At 67.8% G+C, this 16,706-nt stretch carries 15 protein-coding genes; 9 read left to right on the top strand and 6 right to left on the bottom strand.

Going from position 1 to position 16,706, the window contains the following annotated elements; genetic code table 11:
* Positions 1-9: 9 nt before the first annotated feature.
* The 5 genes from K309_RS0101345 (at position 10) to ureG (ending at position 4,187) form a co-directional block, all read left to right on the top strand.
* Positions 10-315 (top strand): urease subunit beta, encoded by a 306-nt coding sequence (locus K309_RS0101345; protein ID WP_029044740.1) that lies wholly within the window; start codon positions 10-12, stop codon positions 313-315.
* Complete coding sequence (gene ureC, locus K309_RS0101340) at positions 315-2,030, top strand: urease subunit alpha (protein ID WP_029044739.1); 1,716 nt, start codon at positions 315-317, stop codon at positions 2,028-2,030. Before K309_RS0101345 ends, ureC begins: the two co-directional genes overlap by 1 nt.
* A gap of 29 nt (positions 2,031-2,059) precedes the next feature.
* Positions 2,060-2,719 (top strand): urease accessory protein UreE, encoded by a 660-nt coding sequence (gene ureE, locus K309_RS35700; RefSeq protein WP_051320276.1) that lies wholly within the window; start codon positions 2,060-2,062, stop codon positions 2,717-2,719.
* Positions 2,720-2,850: 131 nt separating this feature from the next.
* Positions 2,851-3,543: an urease accessory protein UreF gene (locus K309_RS0101330; RefSeq protein WP_029044738.1), complete on the top strand. Its 693-nt coding sequence runs from the start codon at positions 2,851-2,853 to the stop codon at positions 3,541-3,543.
* A gap of 14 nt (positions 3,544-3,557) precedes the next feature.
* Entirely contained in the window at positions 3,558-4,187 is a 630-nt protein-coding gene (gene ureG, locus K309_RS0101325; RefSeq protein WP_029044737.1) for an urease accessory protein UreG, read from the top strand.
* Here ureG and K309_RS0101320 read toward each other — a convergent pair.
* Positions 4,184-4,624 carry a helix-turn-helix domain-containing protein gene (locus K309_RS0101320; protein WP_029044736.1) on the bottom strand — a complete coding sequence of 147 codons (441 nt, stop codon included), beginning with the start codon at positions 4,622-4,624 and terminating at the stop codon, positions 4,184-4,186. The two genes, ureG and K309_RS0101320, sit on opposite strands and share 4 nt — an antisense overlap.
* 267 nt (positions 4,625-4,891) lie before the next feature.
* Between K309_RS0101320 and K309_RS35695 the strand changes: the two genes are divergently transcribed.
* Positions 4,892-5,731: a hypothetical protein gene (locus tag K309_RS35695; RefSeq protein WP_064737419.1), complete on the top strand. Its 840-nt coding sequence runs from the start codon at positions 4,892-4,894 to the stop codon at positions 5,729-5,731.
* Between the two features lie 40 nt (positions 5,732-5,771).
* Here the strand turns inward: K309_RS35695 and K309_RS0101310 are convergent, their stop codons facing one another.
* Both K309_RS0101310 and K309_RS0101305 read right to left on the bottom strand, forming a co-directional pair.
* Positions 5,772-6,464 carry a glutathione binding-like protein gene (locus K309_RS0101310; protein ID WP_029044735.1) on the bottom strand — a complete coding sequence of 231 codons (693 nt, stop codon included), beginning with the start codon at positions 6,462-6,464 and terminating at the stop codon, positions 5,772-5,774.
* A gap of 155 nt (positions 6,465-6,619) precedes the next feature.
* The gene (locus K309_RS0101305) at positions 6,620-7,882 is read right to left on the bottom strand and encodes an acyl-CoA dehydrogenase family protein (protein ID WP_029044734.1); all 1,263 of its coding nucleotides are present in this window, start codon (positions 7,880-7,882) and stop codon (positions 6,620-6,622) included.
* Positions 7,883-8,061: 179 nt separating this feature from the next.
* Here K309_RS0101305 and K309_RS0101300 point away from each other — a divergent pair, with 179 nt between their 5' ends.
* Together K309_RS0101300 and K309_RS0101295 are read left to right on the top strand one after the other, a co-directional pair.
* Positions 8,062-9,000 (top strand): LysR family transcriptional regulator, encoded by a 939-nt coding sequence (locus K309_RS0101300; RefSeq protein WP_029044733.1) that lies wholly within the window; start codon positions 8,062-8,064, stop codon positions 8,998-9,000.
* 237 nt (positions 9,001-9,237) lie between these two features.
* On the top strand, positions 9,238-10,413 hold the full coding sequence (locus K309_RS0101295) for a CAP domain-containing protein (RefSeq protein ID WP_029044732.1): 1,176 nt from the start codon (positions 9,238-9,240) through the stop codon (positions 10,411-10,413).
* Positions 10,414-10,446: 33 nt separating this feature from the next.
* Here the strand turns inward: K309_RS0101295 and K309_RS0101290 are convergent, their stop codons facing one another.
* The 3 genes from K309_RS0101290 to K309_RS0101280 form a co-directional block, all read right to left on the bottom strand.
* Positions 10,447-11,664 carry a hypothetical protein gene (locus K309_RS0101290; protein ID WP_029044731.1) on the bottom strand — a complete coding sequence of 406 codons (1,218 nt, stop codon included), beginning with the start codon at positions 11,662-11,664 and terminating at the stop codon, positions 10,447-10,449.
* Positions 11,661-12,242 carry a sigma-70 family RNA polymerase sigma factor gene (locus K309_RS35690; RefSeq protein WP_232232291.1) on the bottom strand — a complete coding sequence of 194 codons (582 nt, stop codon included), beginning with the start codon at positions 12,240-12,242 and terminating at the stop codon, positions 11,661-11,663. The genes K309_RS0101290 and K309_RS35690 overlap by 4 nt, the downstream gene beginning before the upstream one ends.
* Positions 12,243-12,342: 100 nt before the next feature.
* Positions 12,343-14,091 (bottom strand): vWA domain-containing protein, encoded by a 1,749-nt coding sequence (locus K309_RS0101280; protein WP_064737418.1) that lies wholly within the window; start codon positions 14,089-14,091, stop codon positions 12,343-12,345.
* A gap of 197 nt (positions 14,092-14,288) precedes the next feature.
* On the opposite strand from K309_RS0101280, the gene ggt reads away from it, so the two are divergent.
* Positions 14,289-16,172, top strand: coding sequence for a gamma-glutamyltransferase (gene ggt / locus K309_RS0101275; protein WP_029044729.1), 1,884 nt, complete (start codon positions 14,289-14,291; stop codon positions 16,170-16,172).
* Positions 16,173-16,706 lie beyond the last annotated feature (534 nt).

Genomic DNA, 16,706 nt, shown 5'->3' with positions numbered 1-16,706 from the left:
ACACACACCATGATCCCCGGTGAACTGATGCCCGCCGATGGCGAGATCGAACTCAACGCCGGCCGCGCCACGGTCAGCGTGACGGTGGCCAATACCGGCGACCGGCCGATCCAGGTCGGCTCGCACTTCCACTTCTACGAGACCAACCCCGCGCTGTCATTCGATCGCGAGGCCACGCGCGGCTTCCGGCTGAATATCGCGGCGGGTACGGCGGTACGTTTCGAACCTGGACAGACCCGCACCGTCGAACTGGTGGCTCTGGATGGCGACCGCATCGTCTACGGCTTCAACGGCAAGATCATGGGAGCGCTGTGATGGCAACGATCTCCAGGCAGGCCTACGCCGAGATGTTCGGCCCGACCACCGGCGACCGCGTGCGGCTGGCGGATACCGGGCTCATCATCGAGGTCGAGAAGGACTTCACCGTCTACGGCGAGGAAGTGAAGTTCGGCGGCGGCAAGGTGATCCGCGACGGCATGGGCCAGAGCCAGCGCATGGCGAAGGACTGCGTCGACACGGTGATCACCAATGCGCTGATCGTCGACCACTGGGGCATCGTCAAGGCCGACATCGGGCTGAAGGACGGGCGCATCGCGTCGATCGGCAAGGCCGGCAACCCGGATATCCAGCCGGGCGTGACCATCGTGGTCGGGCCGGGTACGGAGGTGATCGCGGGCGAGGGCATGATCGTCACGGCGGGCGGCATCGACAGCCATATCCATTTCATCTGTCCGCAGCAGATCGAAGAGGCGCTGATGAGCGGCGTCACCACCATGATCGGCGGCGGCACCGGGCCGGCGACAGGCACCTTCGCCACCACGGTGACGCCGGGGCCTTGGTTCATGGAGCGGATGCTGCAGGCGGTGGACGCCTACCCGATGAATATCGGCCTGCTCGGCAAGGGCAACGCCAGCCAGCAGGCGCCGCTCCTGGAGCAGGTGGAGGCCGGTGCGATCGGGCTGAAGCTGCATGAGGACTGGGGCACCACGCCGGCGGCGATCGATACGTGCCTGTCGGTGGCGGACGCGACCGACACGCAGGTGGCGATCCACACCGATACGCTGAACGAGGCCGGATTTGTCGAGGCCACCATCGCCGCGTTCAAGGGCCGCACCATCCATACGTATCACACCGAAGGTGCCGGCGGCGGCCATGCGCCGGACATCATCAAGGTCTGCGGCGAAGCCAATGTGCTGCCGTCGTCGACCAACCCGACGCGGCCGTACACGGTGAATACGCTGGACGAGCACCTCGACATGCTGATGGTGTGCCACCACCTCGATCCGTCGATCGCCGAGGACATCGCCTTCGCCGAAAGCCGCATCCGCCGCGAGACCATCGCCGCGGAGGATATCCTGCATGACCTCGGCGCGTTCTCGATGATCTCCAGCGACTCGCAGGCCATGGGCCGCGTCGGCGAGGTCATCATCCGCACCTGGCAGACCGCGCACAAGATGGCGCTGCAGCGCGGCAAACTGCCGGGCGATCCGCACGATGCGCGCGGCGGGCACGACAACTTCCGCGTCAAGCGCTATGTCGCCAAGTACACCATCAACCCGGCGCTGACGCACGGCATCGCGCACGAGGTGGGCTCGGTCGAGGTCGGCAAATGGGCCGACCTGGTGCTGTGGCGTCCGGCGTTCTTCGGCGTCAAGCCGAGCCTGATCCTGAAGGGCGGCATGATCGCCGCCGCGGCGATGGGCGATCCCAATGCGTCGATTCCCACGCCGCAGCCGGTGCACTACCGGCCGATGTTCGCATCGGCGGGCGGGGCGCTGCACCGCTCTTCGCTGACCTTTGTCTCGCAGGCGGCATTGGCGGCCAATATCGGCGAGCGCTATGGCCTTGCCAAGACGCTGTCGGCGGTGCGCGGCACGCGCACGGTCAGCAAACGCGACATGGTGCACAATGATTGGCAACCGCACGTCACGGTCGATCCCGAGACCTACCAGGTCGTCGCCGACGGCCAGCTGCTGATCTGCGAGCCCGCCACCGAGCTGCCCATGGCGCAGCGCTATTTCCTGTTCTGAACCGCCGGGGCCCGCGCCCCGCATCGCGCATGCTGAAGATCGACAAATTCCTGAGCGCCCCGCACGGCATCGCGCCGGTGCTGGTGCGCCGTGCTCCCAAGCTGGTCCTGCCTTTCAACGAACGCAGCAAGAGCCGCTTGCGCGCGGTGCTCGACAACGGCACCGAGGCCGCGCTGTTCCTGCCGCGCGGCACGGTGCTGCGGGGTGGCGATTTGCTGGTGGCCGAGGATGGCAGCCTTGTCGAGGTGCAGGCTGCGGCGGAGGCCGTTCTTGATGTGCGTTCGGAAGATCCGCATGGGCTGATGCGCGCGGCGTATCACCTTGGCAACCGGCACACGCCGGTGGAGATCGGGCGCGACTATCTGCGGCTCGAGTACGACCCGGTGCTGGCCGACATGCTGCAGCGCCTGGGCGTGCGTGCCGAGCGCGCGGCGCTGCCGTTCGAGCCGGAAGCCGGGGCGTATGGCGGCGGGCACAAGCATGGGCACGATGCCACGTTCGCGGAGGACTATGCGGCGGCTCAGGCGGTGTTCCATGAGCATCATGGGCACTCGCACTCGCACTCGCACTCGCACTCGCACTCGCACTCGCACTCGCACTCGCACTCGCACTCGCACTCGCACGGGCATGCTCATGATCACGAACATGGCGACGCGGATCATGATGCAAATTGCGTGCATAAGCATTGATTACATTAGTGCTGACTACAATGGGCGCGCGCTGTGAATCAGCCGGAAAACCTTACCAATACCGACACCGCGCTCCCCTCTCCCGCTTGCGGGAGAGGGGAGCAAGACGATGACAAGCGGGTGCTGTAGCCATGACCACCCTCCACCAACTCATCTCCCTGCTGCACCTCGCATCCCCCGCCTTGCCCATCGGCGGCTTCAGCTATTCGCAAGGGCTTGAAGCCGCGATCGAGGCCGGCGTCATCCATGACGCCCAGACCGCCGAGCGCTGGATCCGCGACAACCTGCTGCACGTCCAGGCGCAATGCGAGGCACCGCTGTGGCTGCTGTTGCATCGCTGCTGGCGTGCCGGTGACACGGCAGCAGTGCAGGCGTGGAATGACTGGTTCCACGCCACCCGCGAAACCTCGGAGCTTCGTCTCGAAACCGAGCAGATGGGCTGGTCGCTGGCGAAGCTGATCGCCCAGATGGAGTGGGGGACGCCGGCATTGCGCGAGGCGCTGGCAACGCTATCGCCGGTCTGCCTGCCATCCGCCTTTACCGCAGCGTGCGTTGCGCTGGACGTCGACGCCCGTGACGGCCTGGCCGCCTATTGCTTCAACTGGGCCGAGAACCAGGTTGCCGCCGCGATCAAGGCGGTGCCGCTGGGACAGGTCGCCGGGCAACACATGCTGCGCCGTCTTCACGCAGCGGTGCTGGAAACCGTAGGCGAAGCCACGCACCGCGCCGATGCCACGCCGCCGCAACTGTCGACCTTTTCCCCGATGCTGGGCCTGCTTTGCGCACGCCACGAAACGCAGTACTCCCGGCTGTTCCGTTCCTGAATCCACACCCCACCATGACCCAGGCCCGTACCAAGAAGAATCCTCCGCTGCGCGTCGGCGTCGGCGGCCCGGTTGGCTCCGGCAAGACCACGCTGCTGGAGATGCTGTGCAAGGCCATGCGCGACCGCTATGACCTGGTCGCGATCACCAACGACATCTACACCAAGGAAGACCAGCGTCTGCTGACGATCTCCGGCGCGTTGCCGGCGGAACGCATCATGGGCGTGGAAACCGGCGGCTGCCCGCACACCGCGATCCGCGAGGATGCGTCGATCAACCTTGAAGCGGTGGACCGCATGCTGGCGAAGTTCCCGGATGCCGACGTGGTGTTCATCGAGTCCGGCGGCGACAACCTCGCGGCAACGTTCAGCCCAGAACTTTCTGATCTGACGATCTACGTGATCGACGTAGCCGGCGGTGAGAAAATTCCGAGAAAAGGCGGCCCGGGAATTACCAAGTCCGACCTGCTGGTGATCAACAAGACAGACCTCGCGCCATACGTCGGCGCGTCCCTGGAAGTGATGGAGAGCGATGCCCGCAAGATGCGCGGCACCCGGCCGTTCGTGATGGGCAGCGTCAAGTCCGGGCAGGGCCTTGACGAAGTCATCCGCTTCATCGAACGGCAGGGCATGCTTGGCGTCTAGGGCTCGATGTCGCCCGCGGCAGCCCTGGCGCCGGGTTTGACGTAGCTCACCGGCGGGCGGAAGCTGCCCTTGCCCGCCAGCGCCCGGGCAACCGCCGCCACCAGGTTCAGCTCGGGCTCGTTGAGCTCGGCCATATGACGCATGGTCGCCTCGATGGCTGCCTGCTGCCGGTTGCCGTAGGGCATCGGCGCCTGCTCCACCTGCAGCTCGCTGACATCGTGGCGTGCGAAGTCCAGCATTTCAGACGGCGGGACCGCAAGGGTCTCGGCCAGCGTGCAGATGTTGATCAGCGCCAGGTTGCGCTTGCCCCCTTCGATGCCGCTCAGGTAGGAACGCGCCAGACCGCTTTCCAGCGACAGCGTCTCCTGGGACCAGCCGCGCTGCTTGCGCAGCCAGGCGAGATGCAATCCGAAAAGTCTGAGATGTCGAGTAGTCATGGGATCGTAAGAAGTTCGGAGTGTTCTGAGGCTAAGGGTTTGACCTTGAGGCCACGACAACTTATTCTCCCCCTCACTATCGATGCCCGATCCGCGGAATAAGGGATGCGCCAGTGCATATGGCGCGGCACGATGGCATGACACCGGGCGGCTTGCATGGCCGCGCCAGACGGGACCACTGTGCGATGCCGGAGCGCGATGCTTTCGCGTGCGCCGCGTTGCGCGGACAGGATGACCGCATCCTGTCGCCCTGCTCAGGGAATTGCCATGCAGATATTCACGCTGTTCGAGGCGCAGATGCGCGCCTTCCAATCCGGCCACCATGCCGTGGCGGATCTGACCATCGGTTTCCAGTCGCGCTTGCTGTCCTCCACGGCAGGGCTGGGCGAAACCTGCGACTACGTATTTCTCCGTGCGGGAGAGGCCCAGCCCGAATTCGTGGCGCAGCGGCCCGAGTGGTGGGCCTGCCTTCGCGGCGGGCTGCGCATGTCGGCGCCCGGGCGCGGCAGCCTGCTGACCGGCGGCGGTGAGTTGTTCGCTCCCGCCACCGGCGTGTCGATGCAGGTCCGCGCGACGGTCGATACGATCCTGCTGCGCGCCGTGGCGCAGGATGTGGCCGCGGCGCCGGTGTCACTGCCCGCTGGCGCGTGTCGCTGCACGCTGGGGCAGCTGGGTGCGAACGACCCCGGCGGCATGGCCGGCGCATCATCGGACGAGTCCGCGCTGCAAAGCCCGGCAGGCATGCGGCCCGAATTCATCCAGCTTGGTGACTCGGGCGGCGACTGGGCGCAGCGGCTGCGCGCGCGCGGCTTGCGCTGGGCGCTGTGCTATCGCGGTGCTGCAGGCTTGTATTGGCACGGGCCCGAGGCGCCAGCGGCGGACGAGGCGGCGTTCCTGCAGCCCGGCGCGCTTTACGCGCCGGATGCGAATGAAACCTGTCGTCTCGACGTGCTCATGCCCGGCACGGCCCTGCTGTGCTGTTTCGGCCCGCCGGGCGGGCACGGTGCTCGCGGGAATGAAAACGAAGGCGGAACCGGCCAGGCCGCGCGCTGCCCCGGACGGTTGCCCAGGGAGCGCATCGACACGCAGGCATTGGTGGCGGCGTGAACGCCGCGGTGGCCCGGGATCATGCCCGGGCCGGCGGCCCTCAGTGGCGCTTGTACTGCGTGGCGCCGAACAGCACCTCACGCGCCTTGTCGTCCTGCAGCGCCTTGCGCGCGCTGGCCAGCACCTCGACGCCGCGCTTGACCGCGGGGCGCTCGGCGATCTCGTTGAACCAGCGCTTCAGGTTCGGATATTCGTCAAGCTCGACGCCCTGGTTCTGCCAGCTGCGCAGCCACGGGAAGGTGGCGATGTCGGCGATGGTGTACTGGTCGCCAGCCAGCCATTGGTGCTTCGACAGCTGCGTGTCGATCACGCCGTACAAGCGCCTGGCCTCGTTGGTATAGCGGTTGACCGCGTACTCGATTTGCTCCGGGGCGTAGATGCGGAAGTGGTGCGCCTGGCCCAGCATCGGGCCGACGCCGCCGATCTGGAACATCAGCCACTGCAGCGCGTCGTACTTGCCGCGCACGTCCTCGGGCAGGAACTTGCCGGTCTTGCCGGCCAGGTACAGCAGGATGGCGCCCGATTCGAACAGCGAGATCGGCTTGCCGTCCGGGCCGTCGGGGTCGACGATGGCGGGAATCTTGTTGTTGGGGCTGATCTTCAGGAAGTCCTCGCCGAACTGGTCGCCGGCGCCGATGTTGATCGGATGGACCTTGTACTCCAGGCCACATTCTTCCAGCATGATGTGGACTTTGTGGCCGTTGGGCGTTGCCCAGGTATAGACGTCGATCATCGCAAAAGCTCCCCTGGCTGCGATCGTGGTGACTGCCACGTCAACCACTGACGTGGCGAACCGGGCGATTTAAGCACAGAAGAAAAAAACGCGCAGGCAGGCTGCGCGTTTCCATGCTGGCGTCAGGGGCGAGCGCGCCCCCCCGCGGCGGGCGCTCAGAAGCCGCGCGCCACCGGCATCTTGATGCTGTCCGGGTTCACGTTCATGTGCTTGGCCAGTTCCAGCTTGGCGATGGCGTTGCGGTGCACCTCGTCCGGACCGTCGGCCAGGCGCAGCGTGCGCTGGTGCGCCCACCAGTTGGCCAGCGGGAAGTCGCTGGAAACACCGGCGGCGCCATGCACCTGGATGGCCCAGTCGATCACCTTCAGCGCCACGTTCGGTGCCACCACCTTGATCATCGCGATCTCGGCCTTGGCCACCTTGTTGCCGACGGTGTCCATCATGTACGCGGCCTTGAGCGTCAGCAGGCGCGCCATCTCGATCTCGCACCGCGCTTCGGCGATGCGTTCCTGGGTGACGCCCTGGCTGGCCACCGGCTTGCCGAAGGCCACGCGCGACAGCGCGCGCTTGCACAGCAGCTCCAGCGCGCGCTCGGCCACGCCGATGCTGCGCATGCAGTGGTGGATACGGCCCGGGCCGAGGCGGCCCTGCGCAATCTCGAAGCCGCGGCCTTCGCCCAGCAGGATGTTCGAGGCCGGCACGCGCACGTTCTTCAGCTCGATCTCCATGTGGCCGTGCGGCGCGTCGTCGTAGCCGAACACCGGCAGGAAGCGCTTGATGGTGATGCCCGGGGTGTCGGCCGGCACCACGATCATCGACTGCTGCTCATGGCGGCCGGCGTCGGGATTGGTCTTGCCCATCACGATGTAGACCTTGCAGCGCGGATCACCGGCGCCCGAGGACCACCATTTGGTGCCGTTGATGACGTAGTGATCGCCGTCGCGCTCGATGCGGCATTCGATATTGGTGGCGTCTGACGAGGCCACCGCCGGCTCGGTCATCAGGAAGGCGGAGCGGATCTCGCCGGCGAGCAGCGGCTCCAGCCACTTGTCCTTCAGTTCCTCGGAGGCATAGCGCTCCAGCGTCTCCATGTTGCCGGTGTCGGGCGCGGCGCAGTTGAACACCTCGGCCGACCAGGGCACACGGCCCATGATCTCGCACAGCGTGGCGTATTCCAGGTTGGACAGGCCCTGCGGCGCGCGCGGCGAGCGCGGCAGGAACAGGTTCCACAGGCCGGCTTCGCGCGCCAGCGGCTTCAGTTCCTCGATCACCTTGGTCGGGATCCAGGCGTTGCCGGCGCGGCGGTTGGCGTCGATCTCTTCGGCGAAGCGCTTCTCGTTCGGATAGATGTGCTTGTCGAAGAAGGCCAGCAGCTTGGCCTGCATTTCCTTGACCTTCGGGCTGTACTCGAAATCCATGTGGTCTCCTCGCTACGGATCGGTGGGCGCCGCGCATTGGCAACGGCGGGCAACGGGCTTCGTCAATCAGGCAGACATCGCCGATGCAATGCACTCTATCTGAAAGACGGTAATAAGAAAAATGAATTTTCTGGATTTGCCAGTATCAATTCCCTGCATTCCGTGCCAGAATCTCCGTCATGCAGCTCTCCCGCATCGACCTCAACCTCTTCGTGGTGTTCGACGCCATCTACAGCGAAGGCAGCATCACCGCGGCCGCGCGCCAGCTCAACCTGACGCAGCCGGCGGTCAGCCATGCGCTGGGGCGGCTGCGCACGCTGTTCGACGACCCGCTGTTCGAGCGCCGCGGGCAGGGCATGGCGCCCACGCCGCTGGCCCGTTCGCTGGCCGGCGAGGTGCGCGGCGCGCTGCAGTCGTTTGCCCGGACGCTGCAGGACACGCCGCACTTCGATCCCACCAATACGGTGCGGCGCTTCACCATCGGCATGCGCGACGCGCTGGAATCGACGCTGCTGCCGCCGCTGATGGCGCGGGTGACGGCGATGGCGCCGCACGTGGAAATCGCCGCGATCCGCTTTGACCGGCGCGAGATGGAGTCCGAGCTGCTGGCCGGCACCATCGATACCGCGATCGACATCCTGCTGCCGGTCTCGCCGGCTATCCACCACGCGCCGTTCATGAACGACCCGATGGTGGTGCTGGCGCGCCGCGACCATCCGCTGGTGAAGAAGGAGCTGACGCTGGAGCGCTACCTAGCGGCCGAGCACGTGCACGTGTCGTCGCGCCGGCGTGGCGCCGGGCTGGAGGACCAGGCGCTGCACCGCATGGGCCTGACGCGGCGCGTGCGGCTGCGCTGCCAGCACTATGCCGCCGCCTGCCGCGTGGTCAGCTGCACCGATCTTCTGGCCACGCTGCCGCTGCGCTATGCGCGCATCGCCAACGAGCCTTACGCCAACCGGCTGCTGTCCCTGCCGTTCAAGGTGCCGACGCTGGAACTGCACCTGTACTGGCACGCGGGTGGCGAGAACGATGGCGCCAACCGGTGGCTGCGCGAGCAGTTGCTGGCGGTGATGACATCACTCGGTGGCGGCACCGCCGATGTGACGCCGGCGGGCTAAGCGCTGTGCGCGTCGCATGCCGGTTGCGTCAACGTGCGCCCGGCGTGGCTACTGTGCCGCGCGCGCGGTTCACACGTAAGCATTTGTTCGCAGGCTAGACCCTGCGGGGTCACCCTCATACCATCGTCCGGTCTTTCTGCCTCCGGCGCCTCCCGCGCCGGTTGTTCGCCGCTGCTTCGCCACGTGCGGATCCCTCAGGCGGATGCCTTCTTCCGACGACTACGACAATCCAGACCGATGACCGGGACACGCTTGCTTGCTGATTGCCAACCGACGCTGCCGCGACGCGCGCGGCACACCACGTTCACCCTGACCGGCCTCTGCGCTGCCGCCGTGCTGGCCCTGTCCGCCTGTGGCGGCGGTGGAGACGGCGGCGACGGCGCCACGTCGGCCGGCGCGCCGCAAGGCTCCTCGCAATCCGGCACCCAGTCCAGCGCGAGTCCTGGTTCGACGTCTTCCACACCGACCACTGCCGGTGGCTGCTACACCGTCAGCGGTGCGGCACCGGCGCCTGCGGCCGGCAGCGGCATCACGCTGTTGCCGGCGCGCGGCAGCGCGGTCAGCAACTACCGCGTGCTGGAGGAACCGCGCACTGCGGGCCTGTGCTACGCGAACTACCGCCGCGAGCAGGTCGGCCTGCCGCCGCTGGCCGCGCGCGACCCGCTCAACACCGTGGCGCAGAACCACACCGCGTACATGCTGGCCAACGCCACGCTGACGCACGACGAAATCAGCGGCCGGACCGGCTATACCGGTGCCACGCCGAACGAGCGCATCCAGGCAGCCTACCCGACCAATGCCACCGCGGAAGTGGTGGCCGGCGCCAATCGCTGGACCTCGGTGGCCAACGCCAACCTGTCGATGACGCCCAAGGATGCGCTGGTTTCCGACCTGGTCAACGCGCCGTTCCACCGCGCCGCGCTGCTGGGCAGCTACGGCTCGGCCGGCAGCGGCTTTGCCGAAAGCGTGGGCCCGAACGGCAGCGGCACTTCCGCGAGCTACTACCAGACCATCGACCTGGCCGATGCGTCCAAGGGCGGCAGCGACAACCAGATGGTGGCGTACCCGTTCAATGGCCAGGCCGATGTGCCGGCGAGCTGGGTCAACACCGAAAGCCCGAACCCGGCGCCGGGCTACGAAGGCAAGACCGTGGGCTACCCGGTTTCGCTGCAGGCGATCAATACCTCGCTGCAGTTTGATGCCGACAACTTCGCCATCACCGACGCGCAGGGCAACAGCGTCAATTGCCTGAAGGTCGACAGCCGTTCGTCGGGCCTGTCCAGCGCCGCGCGCGGACTGGCGATCTGCACGCCGGTGGCACCACTGGCCAGCGGCCAGCGCTACAACGTGCGCGTGACCGGCCGGCTGGGTTCGCAGCCGGTGGACCTGAGCTGGTCCTTCACCACGCGCTGATCTTCCGCGACCAGCTACCAGGCACCGCCGCGCTCACTGTGGCGCACGGTGCTGCAGCTCGATGCGCACCTGGCCCGGCGCCAGCGTGCGGTCAGGCTGCACGGCATACGGCAACGGCGGGCGCTGCCCCGCCGGCATCGACTGCCACAGCCGTTCCACCCATTCCCTGATATCCGCGCTGTCCGGTTCGGCCGCCCACAGGCCGAGCGCCGGGGTTGCCTGCATGCGCGCTGCGACTGACGCGGGATCTTCCTGTACCGAGACGACCATTGCTGCGGCGGCAAGCGCTGCGGGTGCGCGTGCCGCTGCCAGCGGCGGGGCGGCCTTGCGCGCGAAATCGGCGCCTGGGGCGGCGGCTGGTGCCGGTGCAGGCGCGGCTTCCGCCATGGCGGAGTATGCAGGCATCGGCGGGGCTGCTGCGACGGCGGGAGCCTGTGGCAGCAAGCCTTCGGTGGCAGGGGCGGGCATGGCCTGTGTTTCGCCGCGTGGCGTCGCCTTGCGTTCGGCGGGCGGCTGCACGCGCTGGCGCGGGGTGGCTTCGCGTTCTTGCCGTAGCTCCCGCGATGCCGGCGGAGCGGCCTTGGGTGCCGGCGGCGTGGGGTTTGCCGGCGCGGCGACGGGTGCGTCCTGCACGCGCGCGGGAGCGTTCCCGGCCGTCGGAGCCGCAGTCGGCGCGGGCGCGGGCGCGGTTGCCGGTGTGGCCGCCTGTGGTGTGGTCGACTCGCGCACCGCGCCCGGTTGCAAGGCGCCTTCGTCGACCTGCCGCAGCACGATGCTGGTGGTCAGCCCCGCCACGGCCGCCACGCTCGCCACGGCGCCGAGCGAACGCCACCAACGGCGTGCGCGTGTCGTGCGTGTCTGTTCTGTCCGCCCTGCGGCCTGCGCGATGGCCGTGCTGCGCGCCTGCGCCGCCAGCCAGTCGCGCGTGGCATCGCTGACGGGCGCACCCAGGGCTTGCGCCGCCGGCTGGCCCGCCTCAATGCTGGCCAGCACCGCATCGCGCCGGCCCGCCTGCGCTGCCTGCAGCCGCGCGGCTTCTTCCAGCACCGCGGACGCCAGCCCCGGCGGCGCGGAGAAAGGCAGGCCGAATGGCAGGGCGCCGGCGCGGCGTGCGTCGGCTTCCTGTTGGGCCGCGTGCGCCGCGGCTTGCACGGCAGCGGCCAGCCGCTCCGGTGGCATGTAGGCAGGCAATGCCTTCAGCAGCGCGGCAAGCCGGTCCTGCCCGTCGATGAAGCGGTCGGCGGCGCTCATGGCCGAGGCTCCCGCGCGCCCGGCAGGGTGCCCGCCAGCTCGGCACGCAAGCGCGCGAAGGCGTAGCGCAGCCGGCTCTTCACCGTCTCGAACTTCTCGCCCAGCATCTGCGCGATATCCTCGACGCTCATGTCGCTGAAGAAGCGCAGCACCACTACCTCGCGCTGTGCCGCCGGCAGTTGCAGCAGCGCGAGGTGGACATGGTGCGCATGCTGCCGCAACTGCAGCTCGGCTTCCGGCGACAGGTCGTCGACGGGCAGCTCGGGCGGCTGGCCGTCGTCCGTATCGCGGCGCTGGCGCGCATCCGCGCTGCGCACCTGGTCGAGCCAGGCATTGCGCGCGATCTGGTACAGGAAGGTGCGAAACGCCGCGGCAGGCTGGTAGTCGCCGCAGCGGGTCATCAGTTTGATCCACGTCTTCTGCGCGATGTCCTCGGCCTCGCCGGTATTGCCCTGGCACAGCCACGCCACGTAGTTGTAGAGGCCGGCGTTGTGGCGGCGGAACAGCTCGGCGATGGGTTGCTCGATGATGCCGGACGCGACCAGCAGCATCAGGTCCGGGTCGGGCAGTGCGGCCAACGGGGGAGACGGGACGGGATCTGGAGCCTGCATGCGTCCGAGTATAAGAGGGCGCAGGGCGGGGCGACAAACCGCTGCGCCGCCCTGTGCCGCGACGTTGTCAGCGCGCCGCCCGCTCGGGTACCGCGCCACCGGCATCCGCCGGTTTGCTGGTTGCGAGGCTTTGCGCCAGGTCGACCAGCTTGAGGAATTCGCCGCGGTAGCCGAAACGGTCGGGGCCGCGCGCGGCTTGCGCCAGCGCGTGCGCCTCGGCGTAGCCCCAGCTTCCGGTGTGCTTGCCGCCGCGCAGCGCCTGGCCGAAGCCGGCCACTGCGGCGGCGAAGCGGAAGTCGTCGTCGCCCTGGGCCAGGGTCCGGATCGCCTGCCGCGCCACGGTGACATCCATCAGCTGGCTCGTGCTGGCCGCAGGCAGCTTGTAGCGCAGCTTCACATGCGCCAGTTCGCCGTCGCGGGCGGGTGCCGGCGTGGCCGGCTGGTAGCGCAGCGGATCGACCAGCCCGGGCTGGCCGGCCAGCGTCAGCTCGTACAGCGCGGTCACCGTATGGCCTGCGCCGATGTCGCCGGCATCGACCTTGTCGTTGTTGAAATCCTCGCGCGCCAGCATGCGGTTTTCATAGCCGATCAGCCGGTATTCCTTCACCGTCGCCGGGTTGAATTCCACCTGGATCTTCACGTCGCGGGCGATGGTGGCCAGCGTCGAGCTGATCTCGCTCGCGAGCACCTTGTTGCCTTCCATCAGGTTGTCGATATACGAGTACGCGCCGTCGCCGGCATCGGCCAGCTGCTCCATCAGCTGCTCGTTGTAGTTGCCAGTGCCGAAGCCCAGTGTCGACAGCGACACGCCCGACTTGCGCTTTTCTTCGACCATGCCCTTGAGCTGCCGGAAATCTGTGACGCCGACATTGAAGTCGCCGTCGGTGGCGAGCAGCACCCGGTTGATCCCGTCTGCAATAAAACTCTGCTGCGCGGCCTGGTAGGCCAGTGCGATGCCGCTGGCGCCGGCGGTGCTGCCGCCTGCCACCAGCTGGTCGATGGCGGCGCTGATCGCGGCCTTGTCGCTGCCCGGCGTGGGGGGCAGCGCCACGCGGGTGCCGCCGGCATAGGTGACCAGCGTAATGCGGTCCTGCGCGCGCAGCTTGTTCACCAGCAGCTTCAGCGATGACTTGAGCAGCGGCAGCTTGTCGGGCGAATCCATGGACCCTGACACATCGACCAGGAACACCAGGTTGGCCGGCGGCAGCGCGCCGCTGGCGATGTCCTTGCCCTTGATGCCGATGCGCAGCAGCACGTTGGACGGATGCCAGGGCGCGGGCGCCAGCGCGGTGTGCACGGCGAAGGGCCTGCCGTCGGCGGGCTGGGCGTAGTCGTACGGGAAGTAGTTCAGCAGTTCTTCCACGCGCACGGCATCCGCGGGCGGCAGGCGGCCGGCATTGAGCAGGCGGCGCATATTGCTGTAGCTGCCGGTATCGACGTCGATGCTGAAGGTGGACACCGGGGCCTGCGCGACGAGCTTGACGCCGTTTTCTTCGATCTGGCCGTAGCGCTCGCGATCCGCGGCCGGGGGTGGCCGCAGGTGGTAGGGCGGCGACATGGCCTGCGCGGCATGAGGTGCGATAGCGCGCATCTCGGCGGCCGGAGTGGAATTTGCGGCCTTGGCCGCTTCGGCGGCACGGTCCCAAACCGGCGCGGGCGCCGGGGCCGGCGAATCGGATTGCGGTGCCTGCGTCAGTGAAGGCGAATGCCCGCCGCAGGCCGACAGCGCCAGGGCCAGCGCGGCGGCGCAGCAGGCAGCGGCGGCCCGGATCCGCCGGGCGTCAACGGTGGACACGACCGGTGCGCGAAGTTGCATGTTGTTCTCCTGGTGGGCCGCAGGCGGGACGCCAGGTGGCCTGTCCATGAAACGGCGCACGGTTCCCGGAGGGGTTAGATCCTCCACGTTTTTTTCGCTGCACGCCCAATCAGGTGACGGAAATCAGACTTCGCCCGACCCCCACATGCGGCGATCGCCACTACAATCGCCTGATTCCTTCCCCCAGGAGACATCGCATGGCCCGCTTTGACCTTGATTCGGTGGTGTGGCGCAGCACGCTGGCCCTGACTACGGCCGCGCTGCTTGGCGCGTGTGGAACGCAGGGCGGAGGGACCGGGACGCCCGCGGCAACGGCGGCACCAGCTGCTGCCGCGGCGCCTGCGGCGGCCATGCCGCCTGCCCCGGAGGTCGCTTCCGGCTACCGCGCCGGCATGTCGACGGTCTATGCGCAGCGCCATATGGCCGCCGCGGCCAATCCGCTGGCCAGCGAGGCCGGGCGCGCCATGCTGCGCCAGGGCGGCTCGGCCATCGATGCCGCCATCGCCATGCAGGCCGTGCTGACGCTGGTCGAGCCGCAGGCCACCGGCATCGGTGGCGGCGCCTTCATCATGTACTGGGACGGCAAGCGCGTGCAGGCCTTCGACGGCCGCGAAACCGCTCCCGCCGGCGCCACCGAGAACCTGTTCATGCGCGCCGACGGCAAGCCGATGGAATTCAGCGAGGCACAGATCGGCGGGCGTTCGGTCGGCACGCCGGGTGTGATGCGCGCGCTGGAGATGGCGCATCGGCAGCACGGGCGCCTGCCGTGGGCCAAGCTGTTCGAGCCGGCGATCTCGCTGGCGGAGAAGGGCTTCCCGATCTCGCAGCGCCTGTACACGCAGGTGGCCGCCGACAAGTTCCTGGCCAACTCGCCGGAAATGGCCGCGTACTTCCTCGATGCGCAGGGCAAGCCCAAGCCGGCAGGCACGGTACTGAAGAACCCCAAGCTCGCGCAGACGCTGCGCGATATCGCGCGGCGCGGCGCCGGCGTGCTGTACGGCGGCCCGATCGCGCAGGACATCGTCGCCAAGGTCAACGGCAGCGCCAACCGGGGCTCGCTGTCGATGGCTGACCTGCGCGGCTACCGGGCCAAGCAGCGCGTGCCGGTCTGCACCGACTACAAGCGCTGGAAGATCTGCGGCATGCCACCGCCGTCGTCAGGCGGTATCGCGATTGCGCAGATCCTGGGCACGCTGCAGGCGCTGGAGACAAAGAATCCCAAGTACGCGCTGGCAGCGCTCAAACCGCAAAACGTCAATACGCCCGCGCAGGTGGAAGCCAATCCGGACGCGGTCCACGCTATCGCCGAAGCCGACCGCCTGGCCTATGCCGACCGCGGCCTGTATGTGGCGGATGCCGATTTCGTGCAGATCGATGTCGCCGGCCTGGTCAATCCCAACTATCTTGCGTCCCGAGCCGAGCTGATCGGCGACAAGAGCATGGGCAAGGCGCAGCCGGGCGTGCCGCCGGGGCCTGCGGTGGCGTACGCCCCGGACCGCTCGCCACCGCGCATCTCCACCTCGCAGATCGTCGCGGTCGATGACCGCGGCGGCGCGATCTCGATGACCACGACGATCGAGTCGTACTTCGGCTCGCATCTGATGGTGCGCGGGTTCATGCTGAACAACCAGCTGACCGACTTCTCCTTCGTGCCGAGCGAGAACGGCAAGCCGGTGGCCAATCGCGTCGAGCCGGGCAAGCGGCCGCGTTCGTCGATGGCGCCTACGCTGGTGTTCGACCGCCAGACCGGGCAGTTGGTGGCCACGGTCGGTTCGCCCGGCGGCTCGCAGATCATCGAGTATGTGTCCAAGACGCTGGTCGGCATGCTGGACTGGAACATGGATCCGCAGGCTGCGATCGGCATGGGTAATTTCGGCAGCAGGAATGGACCTACCGAGGTAGAGAAGGGGCTGGTGTCGCCGGGGCTGGTGCAGGCGCTGCAGCAGCGCGGGCACCAGGTTGCCGAGATTGAGATGACCAGCGGGACGCAGGCTATCGTGCGGCGGCCGGGGCCGGACGGGAAGGTGGTTTGGGCGGGTGGGGCGGATCCGCGGAGGGAGGGGGTGGCGGTGGGGGATTAAGGGGGGGCGGTTTTCGCGTGCTGCCAGTGTGGTCGCTGTTTGTGACATGCTGTCGGCCGTTGAAGCGCCTGGTTCCGCCCTGCTGGGCGGGTCACATTTTGTCCGAGCGACAAAACGTAACCAAAAAGCGCGTCGCCTGAGCGGCTGGCAATCAATTTATCGGCGTGGGTGGTTCGGACGGTGGTGATTTCCGTTCGATGTGGTTAGTGGTCCGAAGCTGCTACGCCAGGTGAGTTAGGGATAGTGGCTGCGTCGACCCACTATTGAACGATCCCCATGTCGGGCGTAGGCCGCCTGCTGCCGGCGTCAACGCGAGGACGCCTACGGCTGCGCTGCGCGCGCTCAGTATCGTAGGTCGGGGGCACGGGCACGGAGTGCGTGGACCTGTCCGTATTTTTGTGTGCGAGGCGGTTTTGAATTTTGTTAGCCTCGGGCCGCGGTAAATCTCTCCCCATACAGGATAGCAAACTGGTTCATGGCGGACTTCCAGTCATAAGTCGTGCGAACGGACTTCGTCAGTACGTTGCGCAGTGC

Origin of the sequence: Cupriavidus phytohabitans (assembly GCF_000426345.1) — a bacterium.
Classification (GTDB): Bacteria; Pseudomonadota; Gammaproteobacteria; order Burkholderiales; family Burkholderiaceae; genus Cupriavidus.
The sequence above is the reverse complement of the archived record's forward strand: the minus strand, read 5'-3'. Positions and strand labels throughout refer to the sequence as shown.